At 65.2% G+C, this 26,573-nt stretch carries 23 protein-coding genes; 9 read left to right on the top strand and 14 right to left on the bottom strand.

Going from position 1 to position 26,573, the window contains the following annotated elements:
* Nucleotides 1-41: 41 nt before the first annotated feature.
* Together NMB41_RS11410 and NMB41_RS11415 are read right to left on the bottom strand one after the other, a co-directional pair.
* Nucleotides 42-1,214 carry an ABC transporter substrate-binding protein gene (locus tag NMB41_RS11410; protein WP_494382558.1) on the bottom strand — a complete coding sequence of 391 codons (1,173 nt, stop codon included), beginning with the start codon at nucleotides 1,212-1,214 and terminating at the stop codon, nucleotides 42-44.
* Between the two features lie 112 nt (nucleotides 1,215-1,326).
* A complete protein-coding gene (locus NMB41_RS11415) occupies nucleotides 1,327-2,133 on the bottom strand; it encodes an IclR family transcriptional regulator (protein WP_494382559.1) in 807 nt (268 codons plus the stop codon).
* A gap of 304 nt (nucleotides 2,134-2,437) precedes the next feature.
* Between NMB41_RS11415 and NMB41_RS11420 the strand changes: the two genes are divergently transcribed.
* From NMB41_RS11420 to NMB41_RS11450, 7 genes are all read left to right on the top strand, one after another.
* Nucleotides 2,438-4,564, top strand: coding sequence for a 3-hydroxyacyl-CoA dehydrogenase NAD-binding domain-containing protein (locus NMB41_RS11420; protein WP_494382560.1), 2,127 nt, complete (start codon nucleotides 2,438-2,440; stop codon nucleotides 4,562-4,564).
* Nucleotides 4,565-4,589: 25 nt separating this feature from the next.
* The gene (locus NMB41_RS11425) at nucleotides 4,590-5,771 is read left to right on the top strand and encodes an acetyl-CoA C-acyltransferase (protein ID WP_494382561.1); all 1,182 of its coding nucleotides are present in this window, start codon (nucleotides 4,590-4,592) and stop codon (nucleotides 5,769-5,771) included.
* Between the two features lie 8 nt (nucleotides 5,772-5,779).
* Nucleotides 5,780-6,988, top strand: a complete 1,209-nt coding sequence (locus tag NMB41_RS11430) for an acyl-CoA dehydrogenase family protein (protein ID WP_494382562.1) — start codon at nucleotides 5,780-5,782, stop codon at nucleotides 6,986-6,988.
* 10 nt (nucleotides 6,989-6,998) lie between these two features.
* Nucleotides 6,999-8,144: an acyl-CoA dehydrogenase family protein gene (locus tag NMB41_RS11435; protein ID WP_494382563.1), complete on the top strand. Its 1,146-nt coding sequence runs from the start codon at nucleotides 6,999-7,001 to the stop codon at nucleotides 8,142-8,144.
* The gene (locus NMB41_RS11440; RefSeq protein WP_494382564.1) at nucleotides 8,141-8,950 is read left to right on the top strand and encodes an oxepin-CoA hydrolase, alternative type; all 810 of its coding nucleotides are present in this window, start codon (nucleotides 8,141-8,143) and stop codon (nucleotides 8,948-8,950) included. Before NMB41_RS11435 ends, NMB41_RS11440 begins: the two co-directional genes overlap by 4 nt.
* Nucleotides 8,947-10,152, top strand: a complete 1,206-nt coding sequence (locus tag NMB41_RS11445; protein ID WP_494382565.1) for a CaiB/BaiF CoA transferase family protein — start codon at nucleotides 8,947-8,949, stop codon at nucleotides 10,150-10,152. The genes NMB41_RS11440 and NMB41_RS11445 overlap by 4 nt, the downstream gene beginning before the upstream one ends.
* Nucleotides 10,153-10,269: 117 nt before the next feature.
* Nucleotides 10,270-10,659 carry a CzcE family metal-binding protein gene (locus NMB41_RS11450; RefSeq protein WP_494382566.1) on the top strand — a complete coding sequence of 130 codons (390 nt, stop codon included), beginning with the start codon at nucleotides 10,270-10,272 and terminating at the stop codon, nucleotides 10,657-10,659.
* A 16-nt stretch (nucleotides 10,660-10,675) separates the two neighbouring features.
* Here the strand turns inward: NMB41_RS11450 and NMB41_RS11455 are convergent, their stop codons facing one another.
* From NMB41_RS11455 to NMB41_RS11475, 5 genes are all read right to left on the bottom strand, one after another.
* Nucleotides 10,676-11,857 (bottom strand): ABC transporter substrate-binding protein, encoded by a 1,182-nt coding sequence (locus NMB41_RS11455; RefSeq protein ID WP_494382567.1) that lies wholly within the window; start codon nucleotides 11,855-11,857, stop codon nucleotides 10,676-10,678.
* Nucleotides 11,858-11,922: 65 nt separating this feature from the next.
* A complete protein-coding gene (locus tag NMB41_RS11460) occupies nucleotides 11,923-12,630 on the bottom strand; it encodes an ABC transporter ATP-binding protein (protein ID WP_494382568.1) in 708 nt (235 codons plus the stop codon).
* On the bottom strand, nucleotides 12,617-13,381 hold the full coding sequence (locus tag NMB41_RS11465) for an ABC transporter ATP-binding protein (protein ID WP_494382569.1): 765 nt from the start codon (nucleotides 13,379-13,381) through the stop codon (nucleotides 12,617-12,619). The genes NMB41_RS11460 and NMB41_RS11465 overlap by 14 nt, the downstream gene beginning before the upstream one ends.
* Nucleotides 13,374-14,411, bottom strand: coding sequence for a branched-chain amino acid ABC transporter permease (locus NMB41_RS11470; protein ID WP_494382570.1), 1,038 nt, complete (start codon nucleotides 14,409-14,411; stop codon nucleotides 13,374-13,376). Before NMB41_RS11470 ends, NMB41_RS11465 begins: the two co-directional genes overlap by 8 nt.
* A complete protein-coding gene (locus NMB41_RS11475; RefSeq protein ID WP_494382571.1) occupies nucleotides 14,411-15,274 on the bottom strand; it encodes a branched-chain amino acid ABC transporter permease in 864 nt (287 codons plus the stop codon). The genes NMB41_RS11470 and NMB41_RS11475 overlap by 1 nt, the downstream gene beginning before the upstream one ends.
* Nucleotides 15,275-15,898: 624 nt before the next feature.
* Here NMB41_RS11475 and NMB41_RS11480 point away from each other — a divergent pair.
* Nucleotides 15,899-16,624 carry an IclR family transcriptional regulator gene (locus tag NMB41_RS11480; RefSeq protein WP_494382828.1) on the top strand — a complete coding sequence of 242 codons (726 nt, stop codon included), beginning with the start codon at nucleotides 15,899-15,901 and terminating at the stop codon, nucleotides 16,622-16,624.
* Here NMB41_RS11480 and NMB41_RS11485 read toward each other — a convergent pair.
* The 5 genes from NMB41_RS11485 to NMB41_RS11505 all read right to left on the bottom strand — a co-directional run bounded on the left by NMB41_RS11485 (nucleotide 16,621) and on the right by NMB41_RS11505 (nucleotide 21,689).
* A complete protein-coding gene (locus NMB41_RS11485) occupies nucleotides 16,621-17,079 on the bottom strand; it encodes a PaaI family thioesterase (RefSeq protein ID WP_494382572.1) in 459 nt (152 codons plus the stop codon). The two genes, NMB41_RS11480 and NMB41_RS11485, sit on opposite strands and share 4 nt — an antisense overlap.
* An 82-nt stretch (nucleotides 17,080-17,161) precedes the next feature.
* Nucleotides 17,162-18,298 carry a porin gene (locus NMB41_RS11490; RefSeq protein ID WP_494382573.1) on the bottom strand — a complete coding sequence of 379 codons (1,137 nt, stop codon included), beginning with the start codon at nucleotides 18,296-18,298 and terminating at the stop codon, nucleotides 17,162-17,164.
* Between the two features lie 301 nt (nucleotides 18,299-18,599).
* Nucleotides 18,600-20,102, bottom strand: a complete 1,503-nt coding sequence (locus tag NMB41_RS11495; protein ID WP_494382574.1) for a tripartite tricarboxylate transporter permease — start codon at nucleotides 20,100-20,102, stop codon at nucleotides 18,600-18,602.
* 9 nt (nucleotides 20,103-20,111) lie between these two features.
* The gene (locus tag NMB41_RS11500) at nucleotides 20,112-20,573 is read right to left on the bottom strand and encodes a tripartite tricarboxylate transporter TctB family protein (RefSeq protein ID WP_494382575.1); all 462 of its coding nucleotides are present in this window, start codon (nucleotides 20,571-20,573) and stop codon (nucleotides 20,112-20,114) included.
* A gap of 141 nt (nucleotides 20,574-20,714) precedes the next feature.
* Entirely contained in the window at nucleotides 20,715-21,689 is a 975-nt protein-coding gene (locus NMB41_RS11505) for a tripartite tricarboxylate transporter substrate binding protein BugD (RefSeq protein ID WP_494382576.1), read from the bottom strand.
* A 326-nt stretch (nucleotides 21,690-22,015) separates the two neighbouring features.
* Here NMB41_RS11505 and NMB41_RS11510 point away from each other — a divergent pair, with 326 nt between their 5' ends.
* Entirely contained in the window at nucleotides 22,016-23,260 is a 1,245-nt protein-coding gene (locus NMB41_RS11510) for a sialidase family protein (protein WP_494382577.1), read from the top strand.
* 5 nt (nucleotides 23,261-23,265) lie between these two features.
* Here NMB41_RS11510 and NMB41_RS11515 read toward each other — a convergent pair whose 3' ends face one another.
* Nucleotides 23,266-24,396 carry an acetyltransferase domain-containing protein gene (locus tag NMB41_RS11515; protein WP_494382578.1) on the bottom strand — a complete coding sequence of 377 codons (1,131 nt, stop codon included), beginning with the start codon at nucleotides 24,394-24,396 and terminating at the stop codon, nucleotides 23,266-23,268.
* A gap of 10 nt (nucleotides 24,397-24,406) precedes the next feature.
* A complete protein-coding gene (locus NMB41_RS11520; RefSeq protein ID WP_494382579.1) occupies nucleotides 24,407-26,476 on the bottom strand; it encodes a TonB-dependent siderophore receptor in 2,070 nt (689 codons plus the stop codon).
* Nucleotides 26,477-26,573 lie beyond the last annotated feature (97 nt).

Below are 26,573 nucleotides of genomic sequence, written 5' to 3' on the forward strand. Positions count from 1 at the left end.
CGGGCGCCGGCACCGCGCGCCCGCCTCCGGCTGCTACATGCTTACCAAGGCACGCCTGGGAACATCGGCTTGCCGTTTGCGGATTCCTTAGGCCATACCAGCACGACCTGCTTGCCCTGATGCTGGCCCATGCGCTGCACGAAGCCCGGGTTGTCGCCGTTGGCGTCGAACTGCACGCGGCCGATCAGGGTCTTGCTGTCGGTCTTGCGCATCTCTTCGATCACGCCGCCTTTTTTCAGCGTGCCCTTGTCGGCCGCGCGTGCAATTGCTTCGAACAGCAGCATCGACTGCACGTAGCCGAACTGGCCCAGGTAATCAGGCTCCTTGTTGTGCAGCTTCTTGTAGCCGTCGCCGAAGGCCTTGCCTTCAGGCGTGGTGAAATTCACCGGGAAAGGCAGCACGGCGGTGCCGTAGACCTTGGGCATCAGATCCGGGAAGTCGGCCGCCATTTTCGGCGTGGCCAGCGACCAGACGCCGGCAATGGCTTTCACCGACGAGGGCTTGAGCACGCGCGCGGCGCGCAGGATGCCGACGTAGTCGTTCTCGTAGCCGACCATGGCGATGAATTCCGAGCGGTCCTGCAGCTTGACCTTGTTCAGGATCGGCTTGAAGTCGGTGATCGCCGGATCGAAGGCATGCATGGCGACCTTGACGCCTTTCGCGCCCAGGGTTTTCTGGACGTCGGTTGCCAGGCCTTCGGTAGCGTCCTTGGTCGAATAGATGATCGAGACCGATTTCACGCCGAGGTCGGAAATCAAACCGATCAGGGCTTTCTGGTAGCCGGCGGTGTTATTAATGCGGAAGAAGTTCTTGCGGCCGGCTTGCACCAGGCCGTCGTCGACGCCGCCCGAGGTGATGTAGGCCAGGCCCAGCTTGTTGGCGGCGTCGGAAGCCGGCGAGATGTTGTTCGAGCCGTAGCCGCCGGTCACTGCAACGACGCCTTCGCTGGCCAGCTTCTCGACCGCGGCGACCGCCTTGGCAGGAGCGGATTCGTCGTCGACGGTGACGAGCTTGATGGTGTGCTTGCCGTTGGTCTTGTTGAAGACTTCAGCGGCGACGCGGATGCCTTCCTGGGTGCCCATGCCGACCCGCGCGAGCGGTCCGGTAAGGGGAATTTGTACGCCGACCAGGAATTCTTCTGCCTGCGCGGTGCTTGTGCCGAGTGCGGCGCTTGCGGCCACCATTGCCAGGACGATGCTTGTTGCCTTCTTCATGTCTCCACCTTTTCAGTTATGTTCACGAGTCCGCCCCTGCGAAGGGACGGCTTTGCTGCAGCCTGCGCCGCATGCGGCGCAGGCAAATTCTGTACTGCGTTCAGTTGCCCGCTCAGCCCAGGTTGCGGCCCATGCTCATTTCCACGCTGCGCACCAGCTGCACCAGGCGCGGGCCGAGGTCGTCGATCAGCTTTTCCTGCGGCAGGAGGAAAGAAGGGCCGCCGCAGTTGAAGGCCATGGTCTTGGCCGGATCGGGATCGATCAACGGTACGCCGACGGCGCTGATGTTCGCGTCCCACAGTCCCGAGGACATGCAAAAGCCGCGGTCCTGGTAATCCCTGAAGCCCTGTTCGAGATCGGCCTTGATCTTCGGCCAGTTGGTTTCGGTCTGCAGGCGGATATGGTCCATCAGGAAGTCGCGGTCGTTCTGCGGCAGGCCGCACAGATAGGCCTTGCCCATGGCGGTGGTCGCCAGCGGAATGCGCGAACCGGCGTCGCGGCGCAGGGTGACGGCGGCGCTGCCGCGGCAGGCTTCCACGTAGACCATCGAGAGGCGGTCGCGGATGCCGATGGCCACGCTGCACTGCGCGTATTCGGCCAGTTCCTGCATCGCGGGCCGTGCAAGCTTGCGCACATCGAGGTTGGCGAGCAGGGTGTAGCCGAGGGCCAGCACGGCCGCGCCCAGCTGATAGCGGCCCTGGTCGGCGGAATAGTTGAGGTAACCGAGCTTGGTCAGGGTATGGGTCAGGCGCGAAATCGTCGGTTTCGGCATGGCCGTGCGCTTGGCTATTTCACTGTTGGTGAGATAGGTTTCGCCGGGGCGAAAGCAGCGTAGAATTTCCAGGCCACGCGCCAGGGCCGTCACGAACTGGCGGTCCTTGGCTGCATCGTCTTCGAAGGTCTCGATCTCGTGTTGCATGGTTTCCTTGATTGTCTCGGCGCCTGGCGTCTGGGGCCGGGTCTGGTCGAATATTCACACACGCAAAAGAAAAGTGTCAACTGTTTCGTGAAATAGCCGTTCGCACAGCGAAACACATTATCCGCGCCTCCTATGGCGGCGCTCGATTCTGATTGATAAGTTGCAAAAGACGCAGGGCGTACTGACAGCAACTCAACCGTAATCTTGGCATTTACAGCAATGGCGAAAATGCGGTATCGTTGATTTCGCTGAAATCTGCAAAACACAGTTTCGCACAGCGAAACACCCTACAAAGGAGACAGGCTTGAACACTTCCGCCGCACCCGCATCCGCATCCGCTTCCGTGAGCACGCGTCGCCACGACGACATCCTCCTGGTCACGATCGATAACCCACCCGTGAACGCACTCGGCGTCGACGTGCGGCGCGGCTTGTCGGACGCCATCGACGCGGCCGAGCAGGACGCCGCGGTCAAGGCTGTCGTCGTCAATGGCGCCGGCCGCAACTTCCTCGGTGGCGCCGACATCCGCGAATTCGGCAAGCCGCCCCACGCGCCGGCGCTGCCGGACGTGTGCAACCGGATCGAAGCCTGTTCCAAGCCGGTGATTGCCGCCATCCACGGCGCGGCCCTCGGCGGCGGCCTGGAAGTGGCGCTCGGCGCCCACTACCGCGTCGCGCTCGGCAGCGCCAAACTCGGCTTGCCGGAAGTGCTGCTGGGCCTCCTGCCCGGCGCCGGCGGCACCCAGCGCACGCCGCGCCTGATCGGCGCGAAGGCGGCACTGGAACTGATGCTGAGCGGGCGCCATATCGGCGCGACGGAAGCCGCAAAACTCGGCCTGGTCGACCGCGTGGTCGAAGGCGAGGACCCGGCAGCCGCCGGCCTGGCCTATGCGCGTGAACTGATTGCCTCCGGCGCCGCACCGCGCCGTACCAGCGAAGCGGGCGCGCTGAGCGATCGCGACACCACGCAGGCGGCCATCGACGCCGCCCGTGCCGAGACGAGCAAGAAGGCGCGCGGCCTGTTCTCGCCACTGAAAATCGTCGACGCGGTGCAGGGCGCACTCGACCTGCCGTTCGCAGAAGGCCTGGCGCTCGAGCGCAAGCTCTTCATCGAATGCCTGGACAGCCCGCAGCGCGCCGGCCTGGTACACGCCTTCTTTGCCGAGCGCGAAGCGGCGAAAGCCCCCGAAACCCGTTCAGCCCAGCCGCGTCCGATCGCCGGCGTCGGCATCATCGGCGGCGGTACCATGGGTGCGGGCATCGCGGTTGCGGTGCTCGATGCCGGTTTGCCTGTCGTGATGATCGAGCGCGACGAGGAAGCGCTGGCCCGTGGCCGCGCGAACGTGGAAAAAGTCTACGACGGCCTGGTTGCCAAGGGCCGCATCAAGCCTGAAGCCAAGGACGCCGTCATGGCGCGCTGGAGCGGCAGCACCGCCTATGACGCGCTGTCCCAGGTCGACCTGGTGATCGAAGCCGTGTTCGAGGACATGGCCGTGAAACAGGCCGTGTTCAAGGAACTCGACCGCGTCTGCAAACCGGGCGCTGTGCTGGCCACGAATACCTCCTATCTCGACATCGACGAGATCGCCGCCTCTATCTCCCGTCCGCAGGATGTCATCGGCCTGCACTTCTTCTCGCCGGCGAACATCATGAAGCTGCTGGAGATCGTGGTGCCGGCCAAGGTGGCCGCCGATGTCGTCGCCACCGCCTTTGAACTTGCGAAAAAACTCAAGAAGACCGCAGTGCGCGCAGGCGTCTGCGACGGTTTCATCGGCAACCGGGTGCTGGCCGTGTACGGCGCCGCCGCCCAGGCCATCATGGAAGACGGCGCCTCGCCCTGGCAGATCGACAAGGCGGCGCGCGAGTTCGGCTATCCGATGGGACCGTTCCAGGTCTCGGATCTGGCCGGCGGCGACATCGGCTGGGCCACCCGCAAGCGCCGCGCCGCCACGCGCGACCCGAAGGCGCGCTACGTGCAGATCCCGGACCGCCTGTGCGAACGCGGCTGGTTCGGCCAGAAGACGGGCCGCGGCTATTACCTGTACCCGGAGGGCGCGCGCGTCGGCACGCCGGATCCGGAAGTCGACGCCATCATCGACGCGGAACGCCAGCGCGCCGGCATCACCCCGAAAACCTTCACGGATGAGGACATCATGCGCCGCTACCTGGCCGCCATGATCAACGAAGGCGCGAACGTCGTGCACCAGAAGATCGCCCTGCGACCGCTCGACGTCGATGTGACCTTTGTCCACGGCTACGGCTTCCCGCGCTATCGCGGCGGCCCGATGCACTACGCGGACACGGTCGGCCTGCCGAAAATCCTGGCCGATATCCAGGAATTCGCCAAGGAAGACCCGGTGTTCTGGCAGCCGTCGCCGCTGCTGGTGGACCTGGTCGCACGCGGCGAGAACTTCGCCAGCCTGAACAAATAACAGAACCCCTTAGAGGAGACTCGCCATGCGCGAAGCCGTCATCGTTTCAACCGCCCGCACCCCGCTCACCAAAGCGCACCGCGGCGAATTCAACATCACCTCCGGCCCGGAACTGGCCGCCTTTGCCGTGCGCGCCGCCGTCGAGCGCTCGGGGATCGACCCGGCCCTGATCGAGGACGCGATCCTTGGTTGCGGCTACCCGGAAGGCACGACCGGCCGCAACGTCGCGCGCCAGGCCATCATTCGGGCCGGTTTGCCGATCACGATCGCCGGCACCACCGTGAACCGTTTCTGCGCCTCGGGCCTGCAGGCGATTGCGATTGGCGCCGGGCGCATCGTCGTCGATGGCGCGCCCGCCATCATCGCCGGCGGCGTGGAGAGCATTTCGCAGATCCGCACCCGCGACAGCGGCGACTCCGGCATGGACCCGTGGATTTTGGAAAACAAGCCGGCGCTCTACATGCCGATGATCGAGACGGCCGACATCGTCGCCAGCCGCTACGGCATCTCGCGCGAAGCACAGGACCGTTTTTCGGCGGAGAGCCAGCGCAAGACCGAGGAAGCCCAGCTCGCCGGCCGCTACAAGGAAGAGATCGTCGCCTGCACCACGACCATGGCGGTGACGGACAAGGAGACCAAGGCGGTCACCAAACAGGAAGTCACGGTCAGCGAAGACACCTGCAACCGCCGCGGCACCACCTATGAAGGCCTGGCCAAGCTGGCGCCGGTCATGGGCGAAGGTAAATTCGTCACAGCCGGTAACGCCTCGCAGCTGTCGGATGGCGCCTCGGCCTGCGTGATGATGGAAGCGAAAGAAGCCGAACGCCTCGGCTTGACCCCGCTGGGTGCCTTCCGCGGCATGGCGGTGGCAGGCTGCGAACCCGACGAGATGGGCATCGGCCCGGTGTTCGCGGTGCCGAAGCTGCTCAAGCGCTTTGGCCTCACCGTCGACGACATCGACCTGTGGGAGCTGAACGAAGCCTTTGCTTCGCAGGCGATCTACTGCCAGCAACAGCTGGGTATCCCGGACGAGCGCCTGAACGTGGACGGCGGCGCGATTTCGATCGGCCACCCGTTCGGCATGACCGGCGCGCGCCTGGCCGGCCATATCCTGCTCGAGGGCCGCCGCCGCAAGGCCAAGTATGCGGTCGTCACGATGTGCATCGCCGGCGGCATGGGCGCCGCCGGCCTGTTCGAGATTTATTAAGGAACGCCATGGACCTGAATTTCACCCCGCAAGAAGAAGCCTTCCGCGCCGAAGTCCGCGCCTTTTTGGATGAGAAGCTGCCGGCGCGCCTGTCCGACAAGGTCGCCGAGGGCAAGCACCTGTCCAAGGCCGACATGGAAGAATGGCACGCCGTTCTCAACGAGCGCGGCTGGCTCGCGAATCACTGGCCAGAGGAATACGGCGGCCCGGGCTGGACCGCCATCGAAAAATTCATCTTCGAGAACGAGAGCGCGATTGCCCATGCGCCGCGCATCGTGCCCTTCGGCGTCAACATGCTTGGCCCGGTTCTGATCAAGTACGGCAACGCCGCGCAAAAGGACTACTGGCTGCCGCGCATCCTGAACGGCGACGACTGGTGGTGCCAGGGTTATTCGGAACCGGGCGCCGGCTCCGACCTGGCCGCGGTCAAGACCACCGCCGTGCGCGGCACTGACGCCGAGGGCGAGCACTACATCGTCAACGGCCAGAAGACCTGGACCACGCTCGGCCAGTACGCCAACATGATCTTCTGCCTGGTGCGCACCGACCGCGAGGCCAAGAAGCAGTCGGGCATCAGCTTCCTGTTGATCGACATGAATTCGCCCGGCATCGAGGTGCGCCCGATCATCACCCTCGACGGCGAGCATGAAGTCAACGAAGTCTTCTTCACCGATGTACGCGTCCCGGTGCAGAACCTGGTGGGCGAGGAAAACGCCGGCTGGACCTGCGCCAAATACCTGCTCACCTACGAGCGCACGAATATCGCCGGCGTCGGCTTCTCGGTGGCCGCACTGGCGCGCCTGAAGAAAATCGCCGCGCGCCAGACGCGCAACGGTAAACCGCTGCTTGATGACCCGACCTTCGCAGCACGCCTGGCGCGCGTCGAGATCGACCTGGAAAACATGAAGACGACCAACCTGCGCGTGATCGCGGCGGTGGCCGGCGGCGGCGTGCCGGGTGCGGAAAGCTCGATGCTGAAAATCCGCGGCACCGAGATCCGCCAGGAGATCACCTCGCTGGCGCGCCGGGCGATGGGCGTGCATGCGCGTCCCTTCAGCCAGGACATGCTCGATGCCGATTACCAGGGCCAGCCCTTCGGCCCCGACTTCGCAGCGGCCGCCGCGGCCCAGTACTTCAACAACCGCAAGCTGTCGATCTTCGGCGGCTCCAACGAGATCCAGAAGAACATCATCTCCAAGATGATTCTCGGACTGTAAGGATACCGACATGAATTTCGAACATACCGAAGAACGGCGCATGCTCGCCGACAGCCTGAACCGCTTCATCGCCGAGCGTTATGGCTTCGAGACCCGCAACAAGATCGCCGGTTCAAGCGAAGGCTATTCGCCCGAGATGTGGAACCACTTTGCCGAACTGGGCGCGATCGGCGTGCTGATGCGCGAGGAAGACGGCGGCTTCGGCGGCGCCGGTTTCGATATCGCCGTGATTTTCGAAGCCCTGGGCCGCGGCCTGGTGCTCGAACCGCTGCTGGCTTCCGCCGTACTGGCGGGCGAGGCGATTGCCGTCGCCGGCAACGAAGCGCAGCGCGGCCTGCTGGCCGAGATCGCCGACGGCAGCACCATCGCCAGCTTCGCGCACGACGAGCCGGAGACGCATTATGAAATGGCGCGCGTCGGCCTCACGGCCAAACGCGAGGGCGAGGGCTGGGTCCTGAGCGGAACGAAGTCGGTGGTGCCGCAGGGTGGGCAGGCCAAGGTCTTCGTGGTCTCGGCGCGCACCGCGGGCGCGATCGACGACGAATCAGGCATCTCGCTATTCCTGGTGCCGTTTGATACGGCAGGTCTCACCATCCGCAGCACGCCGACCATCGACGGCGGCCACGTCGCCGAACTGAGCTTCACCGACGCGCGCCTCGGCGCCGACGCGCTGCTCGGCGTGGAAGGCGGCGGCTTCGCCACCGTCGAGCGCGTCGTTGGGCGCGGCATCCTGGCCCTGTGCGCCGAAGCGCTGGGCGCGATGGAAGCGGCCAAGGCGGCCACGCTCGACTACCTGCGCACGCGCAAGCAGTTCGGCGTCCCGATCGGCAGCTTCCAGGCACTGCAGCACCGCATGGCCGACCTGCTGCTCGAGATCGAACAGGCACGCTCCGCCGTCATCAACGCGGCAGCCGCGCTCGATGCGGACCGCCTCACCCGCGAGCGCGCGCTGTCCGCCGCCAAGATGTCAATCGGCCGCATCGGCACCCTGGTGGCCGAGGAATGCATCCAGCTGCATGGCGGTATCGGCATGACCTGGGAACTGCCGCTGGCGCATTACGCCAAGCGCCTGGTGATGATCGACCACCAGCTGGGTGACGAAGACCACCACCTCGAGCGCTATATTGCGCTCGGCCGCGAGCAGCAGGCAGCATGACGGCCGGCCTGCTGGTACGCACCGAGGGCGCGGTGCGGGTGCTGGTCAACAGCAATCCCGCTGCGCGCAACGCAATCACCCCGGCGCTGTACGATGCGCTGCCGGCAGCACTGGAAGACGCCGCGTCCGATCCGGCCATCGGCGCCATCGTGTTCGCCGGCGACGGCGACTTCTTCTGCGCCGGTGGCGATCTGCGCCAGCTGGCCACGCGGCGTGAACTCGCGCCCGCGCAGCGCCGCGAAAAGATCGAACGCCTGCACGACCTGGTCCGCGCGATCCGCGCCTGCCCAAAACCCGTCATTGCGGCGGTGGAGGGCGGTGCGGCCGGCGCCGGCATGTCCCTGGCCCTGGCCTGCGACATGCTGGTGGCCGCGAACAATGCCTTCTTCACGATGGCCTATGTGAAGGTGGGCCTGAGTCCCGATGGCGGCGCCACCTCCTTCCTGTCGCAATTCCTGTCGCGCCAGCAGATGATGGAGCTGTGCCTGCTGGGCGAACGGATTCCCGCCGAGCGCCTGCACGCCTTCGGCGCGGTGAACCGCTTGAGCGAGCCTGGTGCGGCGCTGGCCGAAGCGCTGGCGCTGGCCGGGCGCATTGCCGGCGGTCCCGCGAACGCCGCCGAACGGATCAAGCGCCTGTGCGAAAGTGCGGGCCACGCCAGCCTGGAACAACAGCTCGACCTGGAGGCGCAGACCATGGCGCAATCCCAGGGCGACGACGAAGCGCAGGAAGGCATCAAGGCCTTTTTTGATAAGCGCGCACCTGATTTCGCGTCCCTGCGCGGACGCACTGGAGAGACACAGTGACTAGCAAATCCTCCCTGCCGCTGGCCGGCGTGCGCGTCCTCGACCTGTCGCGGGTGCTGGCCGGCCCGTGGTGCGCCATGGTGCTGGGCGACCTGGGCGCCGAGGTCATCAAGGTCGAGCACCCGGTGCGCGGCGACGATACGCGCGACTGGGGCATGCGCGTCGGTTCCACCGAGACGGCCTATTTCAACAGCGTCAACCGCAACAAGCGTTCGGTCTGCCTCGATCTGAAAACGCCCGAGGGCCAGCAGATTGCGCGTGATTTGATCCGGAAAAGCGACGTCGTCATCCAGAACTTCAAGTTCGGCGACATCGAGCGCCTGGGTCTCGGCTACGACGAACTCGTGAAAGAGCAGCCTGGCCTGATCTATTGCTCGATCACGGGCTACGACCGCACCGGGCCGGAAGCGGCGCGTCCCGGCTATGACCTGGTGATCCAGGGCGAGGCCGGCTTGATGGCCCTGAATGGCGAGCCGACCCAGCCGCCGCTGAAATTCGGCGTCGCGGCAGTCGACATGATGACCGGCATGTATGCGGCCCAGGGCGTGCTGGCCGCGCTCTACGACCGCGAGAAAACCGGCGTCGGCCGCCACGTCGGCATGGCCCTGTTCGATTGCGGCCTGATGATCACCGCCTATTACGGGCTGGAAGCGCTGCTGCGCGGGAACGATCCTCCGCGCTACGGCAATGCGCACCCGTCGATCATGCCCTACGGCGTGTACGAAGCGGAAGATGGCCCGCTGGTGATTGCAGTTGGAAACAACAGCCAGTACCTGCGCTTTTGCACCGAGGTCATCGATCGTCCCGACCTGGCCAGCGACGAACGTTTTAAAACCAATCTCGAGCGCACCAAGCACCGCGAGGAACTGGCGCCGCAGCTGCGCCAGGCGGTCTCGGCGCGCAAGCGCAAGGATTTGTTGGAACGCATGGCCCAGGTCGGCATTCCCTGCGGCGAAGTCGCGGGCCTGCACGAGGCGATGACCTCGAAACGAGCCGTCGATTCAGGGCTGGTGGCGCGCATGCCGCATCCGGTGGCGGGCACGGTCGATGTGATGGCCTCGCCGTATCGTTTCAATGGCGAGCGTTTGCCGGTGCGCAAGGCGCCGCCGACGCTGGGGGAGGGGACGAACGAGGTGCTGGCGGAGATGCTGGGCTTGTCTGAAGAGAGACTAAAGGAGCTGAAAGAACGCGGCGTCGTTTGAAGGACACCTTGATTCCCCGGGCCAACACGCAAAACTATTTATGACTGTCGCGCTTCATTTATTGCCATCCACGGCATACATTGAAATTGACGTTTGTCCGTTTTATTGGAGCGCATCATGTCATCCCGTCCACTTGTTCCGGCCGTCCTCGTCACGATGTTGACGGCCTGTATGTCGGCAACCGCGGTTACGCCGCGCGCCGACCTGCTCGGCTCACCAGTCCCGCCGGTGGCCGCTACCCGTACCGTGAACCTCACGCAAGACACACGGTATGTGAATGTCGTTGCCGGCGATACCATCCGCTTCGTTAACGGATCGGGTGAATTCGCCTGGAGTTTCAATGTCAGCCCCATCGTCCAGATGTTCGACCTGAACCAGGTGGCGCCTCCGGGTGCCCTTGGGCATTCGGTGAACGTGTATGTTGCACCCGATCCGCGCTATTCGGAGCGGACCGAGTTCAACGACCATGACCGCCAGGACGCAAGGGCCCCGGCGATCATTCGCTGACGTTTAGTTACCGGCCTTACTTGCCCGCATTCAGGGCGCGCAGGAACTGACCCTTGATCTTGCCGCCCTCGACCGTGCCCAGGATGACGTTGGCGATCGTGCCGCCTTTGCTGTCCAGGCCGTCGATGTCGTTCGGGTTATACATCGCCGGCAGGGTGGTGAAGGCTTTTTCCATCTGCGCGCGGATCGCGGTCGCGTCGGTGGTGGTGCCGGCCAGTTTCATGGCAGCCACCGTCGCGTGCACGGCCGAGTAGTTCAGGCTGATCTCGGTGCTAGGATCCTTGCCCGGGTTCAGCTTGCGGAAGCGTTCGGTGAAGGCGACGGCTTCCGGACGGGTGTCGTTCGCCAGCGGCATCACGCCGATCGAACCTTCCAGAGGGGTCAGGCCGCCGACCACCTTGGCCATCTCGTCGATCTTGGCCTGGTCGAGGATGATGAAGCCGCCCTTGAAGCCCAGTTCGCGTGCCTGCTTGGCCACCAGTGCAGTCGGCTCGGAGGCGCCGCCGATGAACATGACGTCCGGTTTCGACTGCATTGCACGGGACACGCCGCTGTAGAAGTCGGTGGCCTTGTTGTAGGACATCGGATTTTCAGCCACGACCTTGCCGCCGGCAGCTTCCCAGGCCGGCTTGAAGGCGGCCGACCAGGCTTTTGCGTAGTCGTGGTCGGCCTGCACCATGGCCACGTTCTTGCCGTGCTTGGTCATCATCGCCTTGGTGAACGGGGCAATGTAGCCGGTGAAATCAGGCGGGATGCGGATCGTGAGCTTGTTGCCGCGTTCGGTCACCTGCGGCAGGCTGGTGTAGGCCAGCAGCAGCATGTTCGCTTTCTCGTTCATGCCCTGGACCGCGAAGATGCCGCCCGAGTGCGGGACCAGCACGGCTGCCGTCTTGTGCTGCTGGATCAGGCGCTGGACGTTGATGCCGGTCTCAGCCGGGTTGTACTTGTCGTCCAGGGCGACGATTTCGACCTTGTAATTCTTGCCGCCGATTTGCAGCGGCTTGGCGTTGATTTCCGCGGCGGCCATTTCCATGCCGCTCAACACGTTCTTGCCATACAGGGCGGCGCCGCCCGAGAGGGGGCCGGAGTAGCCGATCTTGATGACTTCCTGTGCCTGCACGCCGCCGGCGGCGAAGGCGAGGGTGGCGGCGGCTGCGGCGAGCAGGGTACGGCGGGACAACTTGGCTTGCACTTTCATCTTTGCGTCTCCTAAGATTTACTTGTTGTGGTTGCTGCGGTGGTTGTAGTGCTTCAACTCGGCATCTATGCGCCGATATAAGCTTTGCGTACCTGTTCGTTATTGAGCAGCTCTTCGCGGCCGCCTTCCATCACGATGTGGCCCTGTTCGATCACATACGCGCGGCTGGCGATGTTCAGGGCCGCATACGCATTCTGCTCGGCCAGCAGCACGGTGGTGCCGGCCTTGTTGATGCGGGCGATCACCTCGAACATCTGCTTCACGACCAGGGGCGCCAGGCCCAGCGAAGGTTCGTCCAGCAGCAGCGCTTTCGGGCGGCCCATCAGCGCGCGGCCGATCGCCACCATCTGCTGCTGGCCGCCGGAGAGCGAACCGGCCGGCATGTCCTTCTTTTCAAACAGGATCGGGAACAGTTCAAAGACTTCTTCCAGCGAGCGCTGCGTGCCCTTGCTGTCGCGCCGGTGCACGTAGGCGCCCAGGGTCAGGTTCTTCAGCACCGACATGCCGGGGAAGAGCTTGCGTCCTTCCGGGCAGTGCACCAGGCCGTCGGCGACGATCTGCGAGGGCTTGCGCCCAACCAGTTCGTGGTTGCCGAAGCGGATGCTGCCGGTGCTGGCTTTCTGCAGGCCGCTCATGGTGAGGAAGATCGAGCTCTTGCCGGCGCCGTTGGAACCGAGCAGCACCACCAGTTCACCTTCGTCGGCGTGGATCGAGACGTCGTGCAGGGCGCGGAAGCTGCCGTAAGAGAGGGAGACTTTATCAAGCCGCAGCATGTTCGCTCCCCAGGTAGGCTTCGATCACGACCGGATTGGCGCGGATCTCGGAAGGCGTGCCTTCGGCGATTTTTTCGCCGTAGTTCAGCACCAGGATCTTGTCGGCGAGGTTCATGATCATGTCCATCTTGTGTTCGATCAGGCAGACGGTCAGGCCGCTGGCGGCCATTTTGCGAATCAGGTTGGCCAGACCCACGGTTTCCTCGGGATTCACGCCGCCCGCGGGTTCGTCCAGCAGCAGCATGGTCGGATCGGTCGACAGGGCCAGCGCAAAGGCGACGCGCTTGCGTTCTTCCTGCGAGATGTCGCCGGCGATGCGGTTCTCGATGTGGCCCAGGCCCACGAAGTCGAGCGCGGCGCGCGCTTTTTCGCGGCAGATGCGTTCTTCTTCCTTCAACCGTCCGCTGCCGAGCACGACGTCGAGCAGGTTCGACCTGGTACGCAGGCGGTGGCCCACGATCAGGTTGTCGAGCACGGTCGCGGTATCGAACAGGGTCGTGCTCTGGAAGGTGCGGCCGATGCCCAGGCGCGCCATCTGGTCGGCGCGCAGGCCGGTCACGTCGCGCCCGTCGAAGACGACGCGGCCAGAAGTAGGGGCATACGCGCCGCTGACCAGGTTGAAGAAGGTGGTTTTACCCGCCCCGTTCGGCCCGATGATGGCGTTGATGGTCCCGCGTGCGAATTTCACGCTGACGTCGTTGACGGCCGCCAGGCCGCCGAAGCGCTTGGTGAGCGAATCGATTTCAAGCATGGGTCGCTCCTTTCGCAGCCGGCAGTGCGCCGGGCAGTGCGCCGCCCTCGCGCGCAGGCTGAGGCGTGCTCGCGGCCTGCGCGGCAAGGGCTTCCTTGCGGCGCTTGCGGTTCATGTAGGTGCCGACGATTCCGTAAGGCAGGAAGATCACCAGGATCACGAGCAGCGGGCCGAAGACCACGAAGCGGTAGTCCTGCAGCACCTGCAGGTACTGGGTCAGCCATGGCACGCCGATCGCGCCCAGCAAAGGCCCAAGCAGGGTGCCGATGCCGCCGATCAGCATGTACATCGTCATGTCGAAGGTGTGCTCGACGCTGGCCACGCCCGGACCGATGAAGCGCACGAAACCGGCATACAGGCCGCCGGCCAGGCCCGAGAAGAACACCGACAGCATGAAGGCGAGCAGCTTGTTGCGCATCAGGTTGATGCCCAGCGCCTGCGCCAGGTCGTCGCCGTTGCGGATCGCCATGAAGGTGCGGCCCAGCAGCGAGCGCACGATGCGGTGCATGATCCAGAGGCTGGCGACCAGGAAGAACAGCACCAGGTAGTACTGCGGGCGCGGCGTGGAAAAATCGATGTCGCCGATCGATGGCGGCGCCGGGATGCCGATGATGCCGACCGTGCCGTGGGTCAGGCTCTCCCATTTCTCGATCACGAGGTACATGATGTAGCCCACGCAGAGCGTGAAGATCGAGAAGAAGTGGGTCTTCAGGCGCAGCGAGACGATGCCGACGAAGAAGCCGAGGAAGGCCGCGAACACGCCCGAGAGCGCGAACGCGATCCAGAACGGCACGTTATGGTCGACCGTCAGGATGCCGACGGTATAGGCGCCGACGGCCATGAAGCCGCTGTGGGCCAGGTTGTACTGGCCGGTGTAGCCGGTGATCAGGTTCAGGCCGATCGTGGCGATGGCGTAGATATAGGCGGTCGACATCACGGTCAGGTGGTAGTCGTTCCCGGCGAGGAAGGGGAAGGCCAGCGCGAGCACCAGCAGGAAGCTCCAGCCGACGGTTGGGTTAAAGAGCTTCATCAGTGGGCTCCCTTGGCGAACAGGCCCTGCGGACGCACGGACAGGATCAGCACCAGGATCGCAAAGGCGATGATGTCCTTGTAGTCGGTCGAGATGTAGAAGGCGCCGAAGGCTTCGGCAAAGCCGAGGATCAGGCCGCCCACGATCGCGCCCGGCACGCTGCCCATCCCGCCCAGCACGATGATGACAAAAGCCTTGGTAATCACCAGGTTGCCCATTGAGGTGTAGACCAGGTTGATCGGCGCGTACAGGACGGCGGCGACGCCGGCCAATGCACCGGCGATGGCGAAGGTCAGCATCGCCACGCGCGTGGCGTCGATGCCGACCAGGGCCGCGCCTTCGCGGTTCTGGGCCATGGCGACGATGGTCGCGCCGGTGATGGTCTTCTTCAGGAACAGCTGCAGCAAGGCGACCAGCAGGAAGGCCGCGGCGATGATCAACAGGCGCTGGGCCGGCAGGGTCAGGCCGCCGAATTCGAGCAGCTGGGTATAGGGCGTGTCCATGCGGTGGAAGTCCGCGCCCCAGATGGCCTGGGCGCCGGCTTCCAGGAACAGCAGGATGCCGATCGAGGCGATCATGTGGTGCAGGTAGGGCGCCTTACGCAGCGGGTGGAAGACCAGCCGCTCGGACAGTACGGAAATGAGGGCGACCACGACGGCGGCGCCCAGCATGCCCCACCAGTAGTTCATGCCCAGCTTGTTCATGATGAAGAAAGCCGAATAGGCGCCGGCCATGTAGAAGGCGCCATGCGCGAAATTCGGCACGTGCAGGATGCCGTAGACGAGGGTGAGCCCGAGTGCGACCAGGCTGTAGACCCCTCCAAGGGTCAGCCCGTTAAGGACTTGTTGCAGGAAAAGCTCCAAAATCGTGTCTCCATTATTGGTGTGATCGTTATTGATTTGGATGCTGCTGGCCAGGCGCGTCGTTACGGCATGAGCGCACCTCGTTGTGGATAGCCGGCATGGAAACGCAAGGGCGCGAGGCTGCGTGCGTTCAGTTCGAAAAGGGGGAGGGAGGAGGAGGCAAAACCGCGGATAGCGGCGCCGTCAGGGCGGCTTGCCTGTTTATTCGCCAACACGTCATGTGTGAACATGCGACTCCTCGTTAATGGGCGCGCGATCGGCGCTCCCGGTGGATTCAGCGATTTTGGTTTTGCTACGCGAAACTACAGGGTGTAAAATGGAACAAAAAAAGGATACGATAATTTCAGGTGAGTAGCAATGTTTTGTTATCGCGCCGCAAACGATGTGTAAGTACGCGGCCACGGAACCAAACATCGTGTCTTGATAAAGCTCATCTGCCGCTGCGGCAAGGCCAGTGTGCCATGCCTTGTGCTTCCCGGCAAAGCCTCATTCGAGAAGGCCCGTATTCCACTGTCCACACTGGGGTCCACCATGCAAGCGAGCGATACGACAAACACCGGCCATGACCCTGACGGCGGGGAGCTTGTCGACGCCTCGCGCAAGAACGAGGAGCGCTATTTCATCATGGCGCTGGCGCGCGGCCTCGAGGTGCTGTCGTGCTTTCGCTCGGCCGACAAGGGCCTGACCAACCAGCAGATCGCCGAGCGCTGCGGCCTGCCCAAGTCGACCGTCACGCGTTTCACCTATACGCTCACCCGCCTGGGTTACCTGGTGCAGGAAACGGGCGGGCGCTATGTGCTCGGCACGGCCACCCTCGGGCTGGGCGCGGCGATGCTGGCGCGCCTCGACATCCGCCAGCTGGCACGCCCGATGATGCAGGAGCTGGCCGAGTTTTCCGGCACCACGGTCTCGATCGCGGTGCGCGACCGGCTCTCGATGATCTATATCGAAGTCTGCCGCAGCACGGCGGCGCTGGCGCTGGCCCTGCAGGTGGGTTCGCGCATGCCGCTGGCGGTGTCGGCGATCGGGCGCGCCTACCTGGTCAAGGCGAGCGAGCAGGAGCGCCAGGATATCCTCACGCGCTACCAGGAGCTCGACGAGATGGCCTACACGGCCGTGCTGGAAGCGATCGAACGCGGCACGCGCGACTATGCGCAGTACGGCTGCACGACCTCGTTCGGCGAATGGCAGAAGGACGTCAACGGGATCGCGGTCGGCTTCTATCCGATCGGCGGCAACCAGCTGATGTCGATCAACTGCGGCGGTCCCTCGTCTAGCGTGTCGGAGCAATTCCTGCTCGAGGAAGTGCGGCCGCGCCTGATCGAGATCGCGGCGCGGCTCGAGTCCTAGTAGCCTGCGTCGAGCTGGGCCGCCGTCAGCGCCTTCATCACTGCAAAGACCCCACTGGCGCGCAGGATGCGCTTGCCGTCCACCAGCAGTTCGCAGTCCGCGAACGCCACGCGCGAGCCGATGCGGCCGATGTGCACATGCGCCTCGACCCAGTCGCCGGGGCGGGCGGCATCAATAAAATCGGTACTCAGGTTGACCGTGACAAAAGAATTGCGTCCTTCGCAGGCCATCGTCAGGCCCAGGCCCAGGGCCGAGTCGGCCAGGCTGGCCAGCATGCCGCCGTGGACGATGCCGCGCATGTTGGTGTGTTGTTCCGTGATGCGCATCGCGATCACGATCTCGCCGTCGCTACGCCGGCAGTACAGAAAGCCCAGGCTCGCCATGTAGGGACCGCCGCGCTTGAGACGCTCGAATCCTGGCGGCACAATGCTGCCGTCCTCGTCCTGTGAAATCATATCGAAACCTTTTACCCAAAAAAAACACGGCGGCCCAGGGGCCGCCGTGCTGTTCAACCAACTTGATTCAAGCGAGCTTGAATCAGAAGAAGTGCATCACGCCCACGGTGAAGCGGTTGGCCGAGTCGCTGCCTGCGGTGACGATGCCCTGCGCCAGGTTGATGTCGCCGCTTGCGAAACCAGCAAGCGTACCAGTGTTGGCAGGCAGGACATTGCTGGTGTTGGCGCGCGTGTAGGCTGCGTACGCGGTGCTGCGCTTGCTCAGCGCGTAACGGCCGATCAGGTGGTACTGCTGCGAGTCGGTGTCCGCGCCGAAGTCGCCGTAGCGCTTGGTGTTGTAGACCGCGGCGGTCAGCGTAAAGGCAGGCGCGAGCGGGATGTCGGCGCCGATGCCGGCCACCGAGATCGTGCGGTTGGTGCTGTCGACTTCGTTGGCGATGTAGGTGCCCTTGATCACGGCGCGTGCCATGGTGTACTTCAGGCCGACGCCGGCGGAGGTCAGCAGGTCGGTGTTGTTGGCGTTCTTCATGCGGGCGTACGCGCCGGCGACGCCGATCGGGCCTGCGTTGTAAAACGCGGACGCGCCCTGGTAGGAGCCAGCCTGCGTGTTGCCATTCACCTCGCCGAAGGCGCGCATCAGGCCGAAGCCGAAACCGGCGAAGGTCGGCGAGACGTACTTGATCGAATTCGACTGGCGCAGGGCGCTGTTGAATTGACCGTTGGCACCGAAGCCGCCGTAGACCGCGCCGAAGTTCATGGCGCCGAACAGCACGTTCGGGCTGTTGGCAGCGAAGGCCAGGCCCATCGGGTCAGCCAGGCCGACCGAACCGATACCAAGGATGTTCTGGCGGCCGATGTCGATCGAACCGAAGCCGCCGCTCACGCCGACGGTGGCTTCACGGTCGAACAGCGCGGTGGAGGACGTAGCGCTGCTCGGCGAGCCGGTGTTCACGCCGGCCGAACCGACGTCGTTCAGCAGGGTACCCTCGAGGCCGAAGCGGGCCTTCATGCCGCCGCCCAGGTCTTCCGTGCCACGGAAGCCCCAGCGCGAGGTCTGCATCTGGCCAGCTTCGACGTTGGTTTTGTCGAAGGCAGAGCCGTCGTTATTGATGTGGGTTACGCCGGCATCGAGGACGCCATAGATCGTCACGCTGGTCTGCGCCGAAGCGGTCGAGGCGCAAGCTGCGAGCACGGCCATTGCAAGGATGTTCTTCTTCATTAATTCGGTCTCCTGGTTACGAGGTGCTCCGGCCCCGACGAGGCCGGACGGCAATACTTCGGGGGTATAGCGGCGGCGTTTCTCTTGGTGGAACTGTGCCATCTATAATGAAACTGTATTTTCTTGAGTCAATATTGTCAATGACTTCATGCCACTTGCGAGGCGTTTGTGCAATTTCGCACAAGAAGTGTTGTTCAATAGAGCAAGAAGGGTGCGCAGGGGCCAAATTTGTGCACTGCGGTGGTGCGGAGAGGTGAAACACCCCACCCCCGCGCGATGCGGGGGTGGGGGGGGGCTGCGATTACTCTTCGTGGAATGCTTCTTCGCGTTTCTTGCGCAGCGAAGGCAAGAGCACGACGATCATTGCCGCGGCGGCCAGGGCCAGCATGGTGGCGCTGATCGGACGGGTGACGAACACCAGCGGGTCGCTGTGCGAGAGCAGCAGCGCACGGCGCAGGTACTCTTCCATCATCGGGCCGATGATGAAGCCCAGCAGCATCGGGGCCGGTTCGGCGCCCAGTTTTGCGCAGATGTAGCCGAACAGGCCGAACAAGGCCATCAGCCAGACGTCGAACTCGTTGTTGTTCAGGCTGAACACGCCGATCGAGCAGAACATCAGGATGGCCGGATACAGGCGGTGGTAAGGCACGGTGATCATCTTGACCCAGAGGCCGATCATCGGCAGGTTCAGCACCACCAGGAACAGGTTACCGAACCACATCGAGACGATCAGGCCCCAGAACAGCGCAGGCTGCTCGGTCATCACGGCAGGACCAGGCTGGATGCCCTGGATGATCATGGCGCCGATCATCAGCGCCATCACCGGGTTCGACGGAATGCCGAGGGTCAGCATCGGGATGAACGAGGTCTGGGCGCCGGCGTTGTTGGCCGCTTCCGGTGCCGCCACGCCTTCGATCGCGCCCTTGCCGAACATGGCCGAGTTCTTCGAGATTTTCTTCTCGATCGAGTAGGAGGCGAAGGAGGCGAGCATGGCGCCGCCGCCCGGCAGGATGCCGAGGGCCGAACCAATGGCGGTTCCGCGCAGCACCGGCGCGATGATGCGCTTGAGATCGTCCTTGGTCAGCATCAGGCCCTTGACCTTCTTCATCATCACCGTGCGCGACTCGTCGTGCTCGAGGTTGCGGATGATTTCGCCGATGCCGAACATGCCCATCGCAACGATCACGAAGTTCACGCCGTCGGCCAGTTCCGGCAGGTCGAAGGTGTAGCGCGCCAGGCCCGAGTTGACGTCGGTACCGACCAGGCCCAGCAAGAGGCCCAGGATCACCATGCCGATCGCGTTGAGCAGCGAACCGCTGGCCAGCACGACGGAGGCGACCAGGCCGAGCACCATCAGCGAGAAGTATTCGGCCGGGCCGAATTTGAGCGCCAGGTCGGCCAGCGGCGGCGCGAACAGGGCCAGCAGGACGGTGGCGACCGAACCGGCGAAGAAGGAGCCGAGCGCAGCGGTGGCAAGCGCCCGGCCGGCATGGCCCTGGCGCGCCATCTGGTAGCCATCGATCGCCGTCACCACCGAGGACGATTCTCCCGGCAGGTTGACCAGGATGGCGGTGGTCGAGCCCCCGTACTGGGCGCCGTAATAAATGCCCGAGAGCATGATGAGTGCCGAGACCGGCGGCAGGCCGAAGGTGGCCGGCAGCAGCATGGCGATGGTGGCAACCGGGCCCAGGCCCGGCAGCACGCCGACGGCGGTGCCGACGAACACGCCGATCAGGCAATAGGCGAGATTGGTAAGGGTGAAGGCCGTTTCCAGGCCCAATCCGAGATTAGCAAAGATTTCCATGTTTTCTTCTTAGTAGCCGAACCAGGGGCCAAGGATAGGCATCGGCAAGCCGAGCAGCTTGACGAACACGAGAACGGCGAATGCGGCCAGGCCGACGGCCAGCACGATATTCGCTTTCCAGGTGAACTTGGGACTGGCATAGGCGGCGAGCAGCACCAGCACGAGCACGGCGGGGACCAGGCCGGCCTTGCGCATCAGGAAGCCGAACAGGATGACGGCCGTCAGGATCAGGAACAGTTCCTTCAGGTGGAACTTGCCGATCGCTTCGCCAGGACGCAGGAAGGAGCGGATCATGCCCATTGCGCCGACCAGGGTCAGCAGCCCTCCGAGGACGGTCGGAAAGTAAGCCGGGCCCATGCGGCCGGCGTTACCCATCGGGTAGTCGAGGCCGATGATGATGGCGGCCAGGCCGAAGAATAGAAAGATGAAGCCGGTCCAGAAGTCCTTTGGATGGCGGATGAATGATGGCACTGCGCGCTCCTTTATTGCTTGATGAATACTGTCGAGCTTGATGTCGCGGCCGCCGGGATGTCTCCTTCCGGGCGGCCAGACGACTTGCGGGCCGGCCACGAAAGGGGTTCCGTGGCGGCCCGCTGCCTGCTGTCCTGCGCCTTAGTCGGCGTAGACGCCGGCCTTGGAGATGATCGGCTGCCAGCGCTCGATCTCGGCCTTGACGTGGGCGCGCAGTGCCTCCGGCGTGGCGCGTTTTTCCGAAACCGGCTCGGTGCCGAGGTCGGCGAAGCGCTGCACCACGTTCGGATCCTTCAGGGCCGTCTGCAGGGCGCTGGCCAGGGTGTCGACGATCGGCTTCGGCGTGCCTTTTGGTGCGTACATGCCGTGCCAGACCGCGACTTCAAAGCCCGGCAGGCCCGATTCGGCCAGCGTCGGCAGCTCTTTCATGAAGGGCAGGCGCGCCTTGGTGGTCACGCCATAGGCCTTGATCTTGCCGCTCTTGACCTGGCTGGTGGTGTTGGTGGTCTGGTCGCACATGAAGTCCACCTGGCCGCCGAGCAGGTCGTTCATCGCAGGACCGGTGCCCTTGTACGGCACGGTGGTGAGGTCGGTGCCGATGGACGTCATGAACAGCATGCCGCACAGGTGCGAAGCCGAACCGACGCCGGCATTGGCGTAGGTGACCTTGTCCTTGTTGGCCTTGACGTAGGCGAGGAACTCCTTGAAGTCCTTGGCCGGGAAGTCCTTGCGCGCGACGATCATCATCGGCACGTCTGTGACGAGGCCGATCGTTTCGAAGCTGTCCAGGGCGTTGTAGCTGAGCTTGCGGTACAGCGAAGGCGCGGTGGACTGGCCGATGTGGTGCAGGAACAGGGTGTAGCCATCCGGTGCGGCCTTGGCGACACGCGCCGCGCCGATCGTGCCGCCGGCGCCGCCGACGTTCTCGATGATGATCTGCTGCTTGAGTTTGGTGCCCATCGACTGGGCCACGAGGCGCGCCACGGTGTCGGTTGGACCGCCGGCGGCGAATGGAACGATCATCGTGATCGTCTTGGTTGGATAGGTCTGGGCATGCGCCATCGCGCTGCCAAACAATGCCAGGCATGCGGCGGCGCGCATCAGGGTGATTTTCATGGTGTCTTCCTCGGTCTCTGTTTATAAGTTTTGCCCAACCGTCCACCTGTTGCTCGCGATCTCTTTTGCGCCTGGGGCGCTTCCGTCGGATCTTAGTGAACAGGTACGTACGCAGGCTTGGTTGTACCAGCAAATATACTGATTTGCAACTAAGGGAAAACCGCAATTGCAAGCCGTGCAACGCTGATCCTTATTCGTGCATGGCGCCGAAAACCCTCTTGCGGCGACACTCATCCATATTAGTGCGGACGCGGCGCGGATGGCGCGCAAAAGGCATGGCGCCGCCCGCTCGCGCGCGGTGCTAGGCTGGCGACAGGGAGGCCGTCATGTTGCGTGCAACGCTATTGGTTCTGGTTCTGGTCCTGGCCATGCAGCCGGCAGCGGCGCAGACCTGGGTGGCGCCGGTCGAGATCGCCACCGGGCGCGGCGATAAAGGCCCGTGGCGCCAGAACGGCTCGCGCTACGATTATGTTGACGACGCCAGCGTCGCCTTTGACCACGATGGCGCCCTGGCCCTGGCCTGGGTCGATCAGAAAAGCCGCGATGTCTGGCTGCGCCGCCTGGCGCCGGGCCGCCGGTTTGGCGCGCCGGTGAACGTGTCGCGCAGTCCCGCCACCTTTTCCTGGCTGCCGCGCATCGCGGCCGATCCAACGCGTCGCGGGCGCCTCTGTCTGCTGTGGCAGGAAATCATTTTTTCTGGAGGCTCGCACGGCGGCGACATCCTGTTCGCTTGCGCAAACGACGGCGGCGCGGCCTTGTCCGCGCCGCTCAACCTGTCGCGCTCCAGCGGCGGCGACGGCAAGGGACGGCGCGACCGGCGCACCTGGTCGAACGGCAGCCTCGATCTCGCCATCGGCGCGGACGGCAGCGTATTCGCCGCCTGGACCGAGTACCACGGCGCGCTGTGGCTGTCGCGTTCGATCGACGGCGGCGCCAGCTTTTCCCAACCGCGCCGGATCGCGGGCGACGACGAGCGCCCGGCCCGCGCGCCGTCGCTGGCCCTCGGGCCGGGCGGCAGCGTCCATCTCGCCTGGACCGTGGGCGAAGACCCGCAAGCCGCCATCCGCGTCGCCCGTTCGCTCGATGCGGGCGCCAGCTTCGGGGCGCCGCTGCTGGTGGGCGGCGGCGCAGGCGCGGCCGATGCGCCGCGGCTGGCGGCGGGTGGGGACGGCAGCCTGCACCTGGTCTACGCCCAGGGTGGCGCCGTGCGCCATACGCGCGCCGCGCCGGGCGCCGGCTTCGGCCCGGCGCGCACGCTCTCAAGCCAGGGCGCCGCCTATCCGATGCTGGCCGGCGACGGCCGCGGCACGCTGGTGGTGGCCTGGGAGAGCATGGATGCTTCGGGACGCCCCCAAGCGCTCGGCTTCGCCGTCTCGCGCAACGGCGGACGCCATTTTTCCGCACCAAGGACCGTGCCCGGCAGCGCAGCGCCTCCCGGGGGCAGCAACGGCAGCCAGCAAGGTTTGCTCGGCTCGAAGCTGGCCGTCAGCCGGGATGGCCGCATCGCGCTGGTCAACAGCAGCCTGGTGCCGGGCCAGCGCAGCCGGGTGTGGCTGATGCGCACGCGCTGAGGGCATCAGAAATACCTGACCCAGGCCTTGCCACTCTCGCGCTTGTAGCGCCCGAAACGCCACGTCGGCCAGTACAGCGCCGCGGCCAGCAGCGCCGACAGCGCCCACACCTGCCACACCGCGCCCAGGTCGGCGCGCGCCACGCCCAGCACGGCGGCCGCGATGCGCTGCAGCACCAGCAGTGCGTACAGGTGCAGCAGGTAATAGAACATGGGCGCGCCGCCGAAGACTGCAGCGATGCGGGTGAACACGTTGTCGCGCTGCTCGGCGGCCGCCAGCACCAGCAAGCCGGCGCCCAGGGTCAGCAGAATAAAGTCGAGCGAGGGCGGGTATTTGGTGAAGTTCAGGACCGACATCGCCGTGTGCAGGGCCTCGTCGTGCACGGACCACGGCAGCGGCTCGCCGTACAGGTTCGTCGCGCGCAGGGCTGCCAGCAACATGAGGCAGGCCGCGCCCGCGAAGGCCAGGCTTCGCCGGCGCGTCGCGGCCGGCATGTTGCGCCCATACAGCGGGCCGCAGGCGTAGCCGAGCAGGATCACGCCGATCCAGGCCAACACCGGATAGCTGACCTTGATGCGCAGCGCGCCCTCGGCCAGCATGCCGCGCTGTTCGAGCACCGTCCACGCCGCGGCGCCCAGGCTGCCCGGCTCGAAAGAGACGCCTGCCAGGGCATTGTGGCCGCCGACAATGACGATGCCGATCGCCCCCAGCAGCGGCAGCGGCAGGCGGTGCAGCAGGGCCAGCGCCAGCATCGACAGGCCGATGGCCCAGATCACTTGCAGGTAGAGGATGGACGGCGTCAGGCTGCCGGTCCAGGCGAAGTTCACCACGGTCAGTTCCAGCGCGAGCAGGAGCGCGCCGCGCTTGGCGAGGAAGCCCGTGGCATCGCGCGGCCCGGCCGGCGGGTGGGCGTAGAGCCAGGCCGACAGGCCGGTAAGGAAGATGAACAGCGGCGCGCAGAAGTGGGCAGCCAGGCGCGTGAAGAACAAGGCAGGGCTGGTGGCGGCGGCGTCCATCGGGTCGCTCACCTGGTGCTGGAGGAAGAAGGTTTCGCGGACGTGGTCGACCGTCATCAGAAGCATGACGAGGCCGCGCACGACGTCGATCGAGGCGATGCGTTTGTTGGGAGTTTGCATAAGTGGCTTCCTAAAAACGGTAGGACAGGGTGGCCGTCGCACTGCGCGGGGCGCCAGGCGCGATCCACAGCCGGCTGTATGAACTGGCGGCGTAGCGGCGGTCGAACAGGTTGTCGACGTTCACAGCCAGGCGCCAGTGCTTGTCTGGAGACCAGGCGGCCAGGAGGCGCGCGGTGCTGTAAGCCGGCAGCATGAAGTCCGACGAGGCGGCGACGTCGCCCGGCCGTTCGCCCACATAGGCGACGCCGCCCCCGACCGAGGCGCGCGCGTCGCCGGCGATGAGCAGGACATTGGCCGAGTGGCGCGCCACGTTCGGGAAACGGCTGCCGCTGCGGATCGTGTTGTCGCCGCGCGTGACGCGCGCATCGGTGAAAGCATAGGCGCCGGAGAGCTTCAGGCCGCGCCGCAGCGTGCCGGCCACGTCCAGTTCGATTCCCTTGCTGGCCACTTCCCCGGCGGGCAGCGAAAAATCGGTGTTCTGCGGATTGGTGGTCAGGACATTGCGCTTGCCGATCCGGTACAGCGCCAGCGTGGCGGCGAGGCCGGCCGGCACGTCGAGCTTTGCGCCGATTTCGTGGGCGCGGCTCGATTCGGCGGGGAAGGCCGTGTTGTCGATGCCGATGCCGCTGTTCGGACGGAAACCGCGCGCCGTGCTGGCGTACAGCGAGACGGTCTCCAACGGCTGGTACACCAGGCCCAGGCGCGGGCTAATGGCGCGCAAGCGCTGGCTGGCACTGCTGCCGAGGCGGCGATTGTCCACGTGCTGGCCGTAGCGGTCGGCGCGCACGCCGGCCAGCGCCTTCCAGTGCGCACCCAGGCTGACCTGGTCCTGCGCGTAGACAGCCGCCGCCTGCTGGCGCTCGTGGGTGTCGATCGACAGCGCCAGCGGCGCGGCCTGTGTCCCGTATTCAGGCGCGAAGATATCGATCGCATAGGGAGCCGCCGCCGAGGGATTGCGCCGCAGCTGGACGCGCCAGTCGTCGAAGCGGTAGCTATCGGCGCCAAACAGCAGTGCGTGCGTCATGCCAAGCGCGTGCACCTGGCCCAGCAGTTCGATGCGCGCCGAGCGGTCGGTCGCCGAGAAATCGCGGTGGCGGCGCTGGCGCTGCAGCGTGCGTCCATCCGCCAGCAGTGCATGCGCGTCGCTCGAGAAGCCGCGCAGCGCACTGTCGCGATACGCCGCGCCGCCTTGCAGCGACCAGCCGTCCTTTAGTTCATGCTGGACGAACAGCTGGTGGCCGAGCGAGTTGATCTTTGTGCTGCCGTCGCCGGGTTCGCCCAGGAAGCGCGATGGCGGGAGCGCGTCGACCCGGCTGCCCACCGCCGGGATGCCGCGGTCGAAAGGCGCGCGCTGGCGTACGGCTTCGATTTCCCAGGAGACGGTCGTTCGCTCGCCTGCCAGCCAGACCACGGACGGCGCCAGGTAGCTGCGCTCGCTGGCGACGCCGTCGCGAAAACCATCGCTTTGCTGATGCGCGCCGTTGATCCTCCAGGCGAGGCTTGCGCTGGCGGGGCCGGTCAGGTCGGACGCCAGGCGCCGCGTGCCATGGCTGCCCAGGGCTGCTTCCTCGCTCTGCATGGGCACGAAGCGCGGCTTCCGGGTGAGGATGTTAACGGTGCCTCCCGGCTCGCCTCGTCCATACAGGGCCGCGGCGGGCCCCTTCAGGATTTCGACCGACTGGGTACCGGCAATGTCGCGCAGCCCGTTGTAGCCGCGGCTTGCATTGAAACCGTTGACCATGTAGTCGGAGCCAAAATTCGGATCGCCCGTAAAGCCGCGCATCGCGTAGCTGTCCCACAGGCCGCCCAGGTCGCTCTGGCGCGCCATGCCGCTGGCCAGTTCGAGCGCGCCGGCCAGGCTGGTAACGCCGGCATCGCGCAGCAGGTCGGCGCCGAGCGTGCGTGCGCTTTGCGGCAGGTCCAGTGACGGCGTGTCGGTCTTGGTGGCGCCGGCCACGGCCAGGTCGCGGTAGGCCGTGCGCCTGGCGCTGACCTCGACGGTTTCGATGGATGCTTGCGCCAGTGCGGCGCAAGGCAAGGTGCCCGCGGCGAGCGCGAGAAAGTGATGCTTGAAATTCATGGTGGTTCCCTGCATGGCCGGCGCATGGCACGGCGCCGCCCGCGCCCCTGCGGACGCGAACGACGGCCGTGCCTGCGGCGGCGGATCGTTGAGTAAG

It is taken from the genome of Massilia sp. FBCC-B171 (genome assembly GCF_059134155.1).

Excerpts from the sequence above, each read along its gene's own strand:
- NMB41_RS11460 (WP_494382568.1), bottom strand. The coding sequence starts at position 12,630 with ATGCTGCGGCTTGATAAAGTCTCCCTCTCTTACGGCAGCTTCCGCGCC.
- NMB41_RS11495 (WP_494382574.1), bottom strand. The coding sequence starts at position 20,102 with ATGGAAATCTTTGCTAATCTCGGATTGGGCCTGGAAACGGCCTTCACC.
- NMB41_RS11435 (WP_494382563.1), top strand. The coding sequence starts at position 6,999 with ATGAATTTCGAACATACCGAAGAACGGCGCATGCTCGCCGACAGCCTG.
- NMB41_RS11510 (WP_494382577.1), top strand. The coding sequence starts at position 22,016 with ATGTTGCGTGCAACGCTATTGGTTCTGGTTCTGGTCCTGGCCATGCAG.
- NMB41_RS11485 (WP_494382572.1), bottom strand. The coding sequence starts at position 17,079 with ATGATTTCACAGGACGAGGACGGCAGCATTGTGCCGCCAGGATTCGAG.
- NMB41_RS11490 (WP_494382573.1), bottom strand. The coding sequence starts at position 18,298 with ATGAAGAAGAACATCCTTGCAATGGCCGTGCTCGCAGCTTGCGCCTCG.
- NMB41_RS11465 (WP_494382569.1), bottom strand. The coding sequence starts at position 13,381 with ATGCTTGAAATCGATTCGCTCACCAAGCGCTTCGGCGGCCTGGCGGCC.
- NMB41_RS11415 (WP_494382559.1), bottom strand. The coding sequence starts at position 2,133 with ATGCAACACGAGATCGAGACCTTCGAAGACGATGCAGCCAAGGACCGC.
- NMB41_RS11450 (WP_494382566.1), top strand. The coding sequence starts at position 10,270 with ATGTCATCCCGTCCACTTGTTCCGGCCGTCCTCGTCACGATGTTGACG.
- NMB41_RS11430 (WP_494382562.1), top strand. The coding sequence starts at position 5,780 with ATGGACCTGAATTTCACCCCGCAAGAAGAAGCCTTCCGCGCCGAAGTC.
- NMB41_RS11425 (WP_494382561.1), top strand. The coding sequence starts at position 4,590 with ATGCGCGAAGCCGTCATCGTTTCAACCGCCCGCACCCCGCTCACCAAA.
- NMB41_RS11470 (WP_494382570.1), bottom strand. The coding sequence starts at position 14,411 with ATGAAGCTCTTTAACCCAACCGTCGGCTGGAGCTTCCTGCTGGTGCTC.
- NMB41_RS11520 (WP_494382579.1), bottom strand. The coding sequence starts at position 26,476 with ATGAATTTCAAGCATCACTTTCTCGCGCTCGCCGCGGGCACCTTGCCT.
- NMB41_RS11480 (WP_494382828.1), top strand. The coding sequence starts at position 15,899 with ATGGCGCTGGCGCGCGGCCTCGAGGTGCTGTCGTGCTTTCGCTCGGCC.
- NMB41_RS11455 (WP_494382567.1), bottom strand. The coding sequence starts at position 11,857 with ATGAAAGTGCAAGCCAAGTTGTCCCGCCGTACCCTGCTCGCCGCAGCC.
- NMB41_RS11505 (WP_494382576.1), bottom strand. The coding sequence starts at position 21,689 with ATGAAAATCACCCTGATGCGCGCCGCCGCATGCCTGGCATTGTTTGGC.
- NMB41_RS11440 (WP_494382564.1), top strand. The coding sequence starts at position 8,141 with ATGACGGCCGGCCTGCTGGTACGCACCGAGGGCGCGGTGCGGGTGCTG.
- NMB41_RS11515 (WP_494382578.1), bottom strand. The coding sequence starts at position 24,396 with ATGCAAACTCCCAACAAACGCATCGCCTCGATCGACGTCGTGCGCGGC.
- NMB41_RS11410 (WP_494382558.1), bottom strand. The coding sequence starts at position 1,214 with ATGAAGAAGGCAACAAGCATCGTCCTGGCAATGGTGGCCGCAAGCGCC.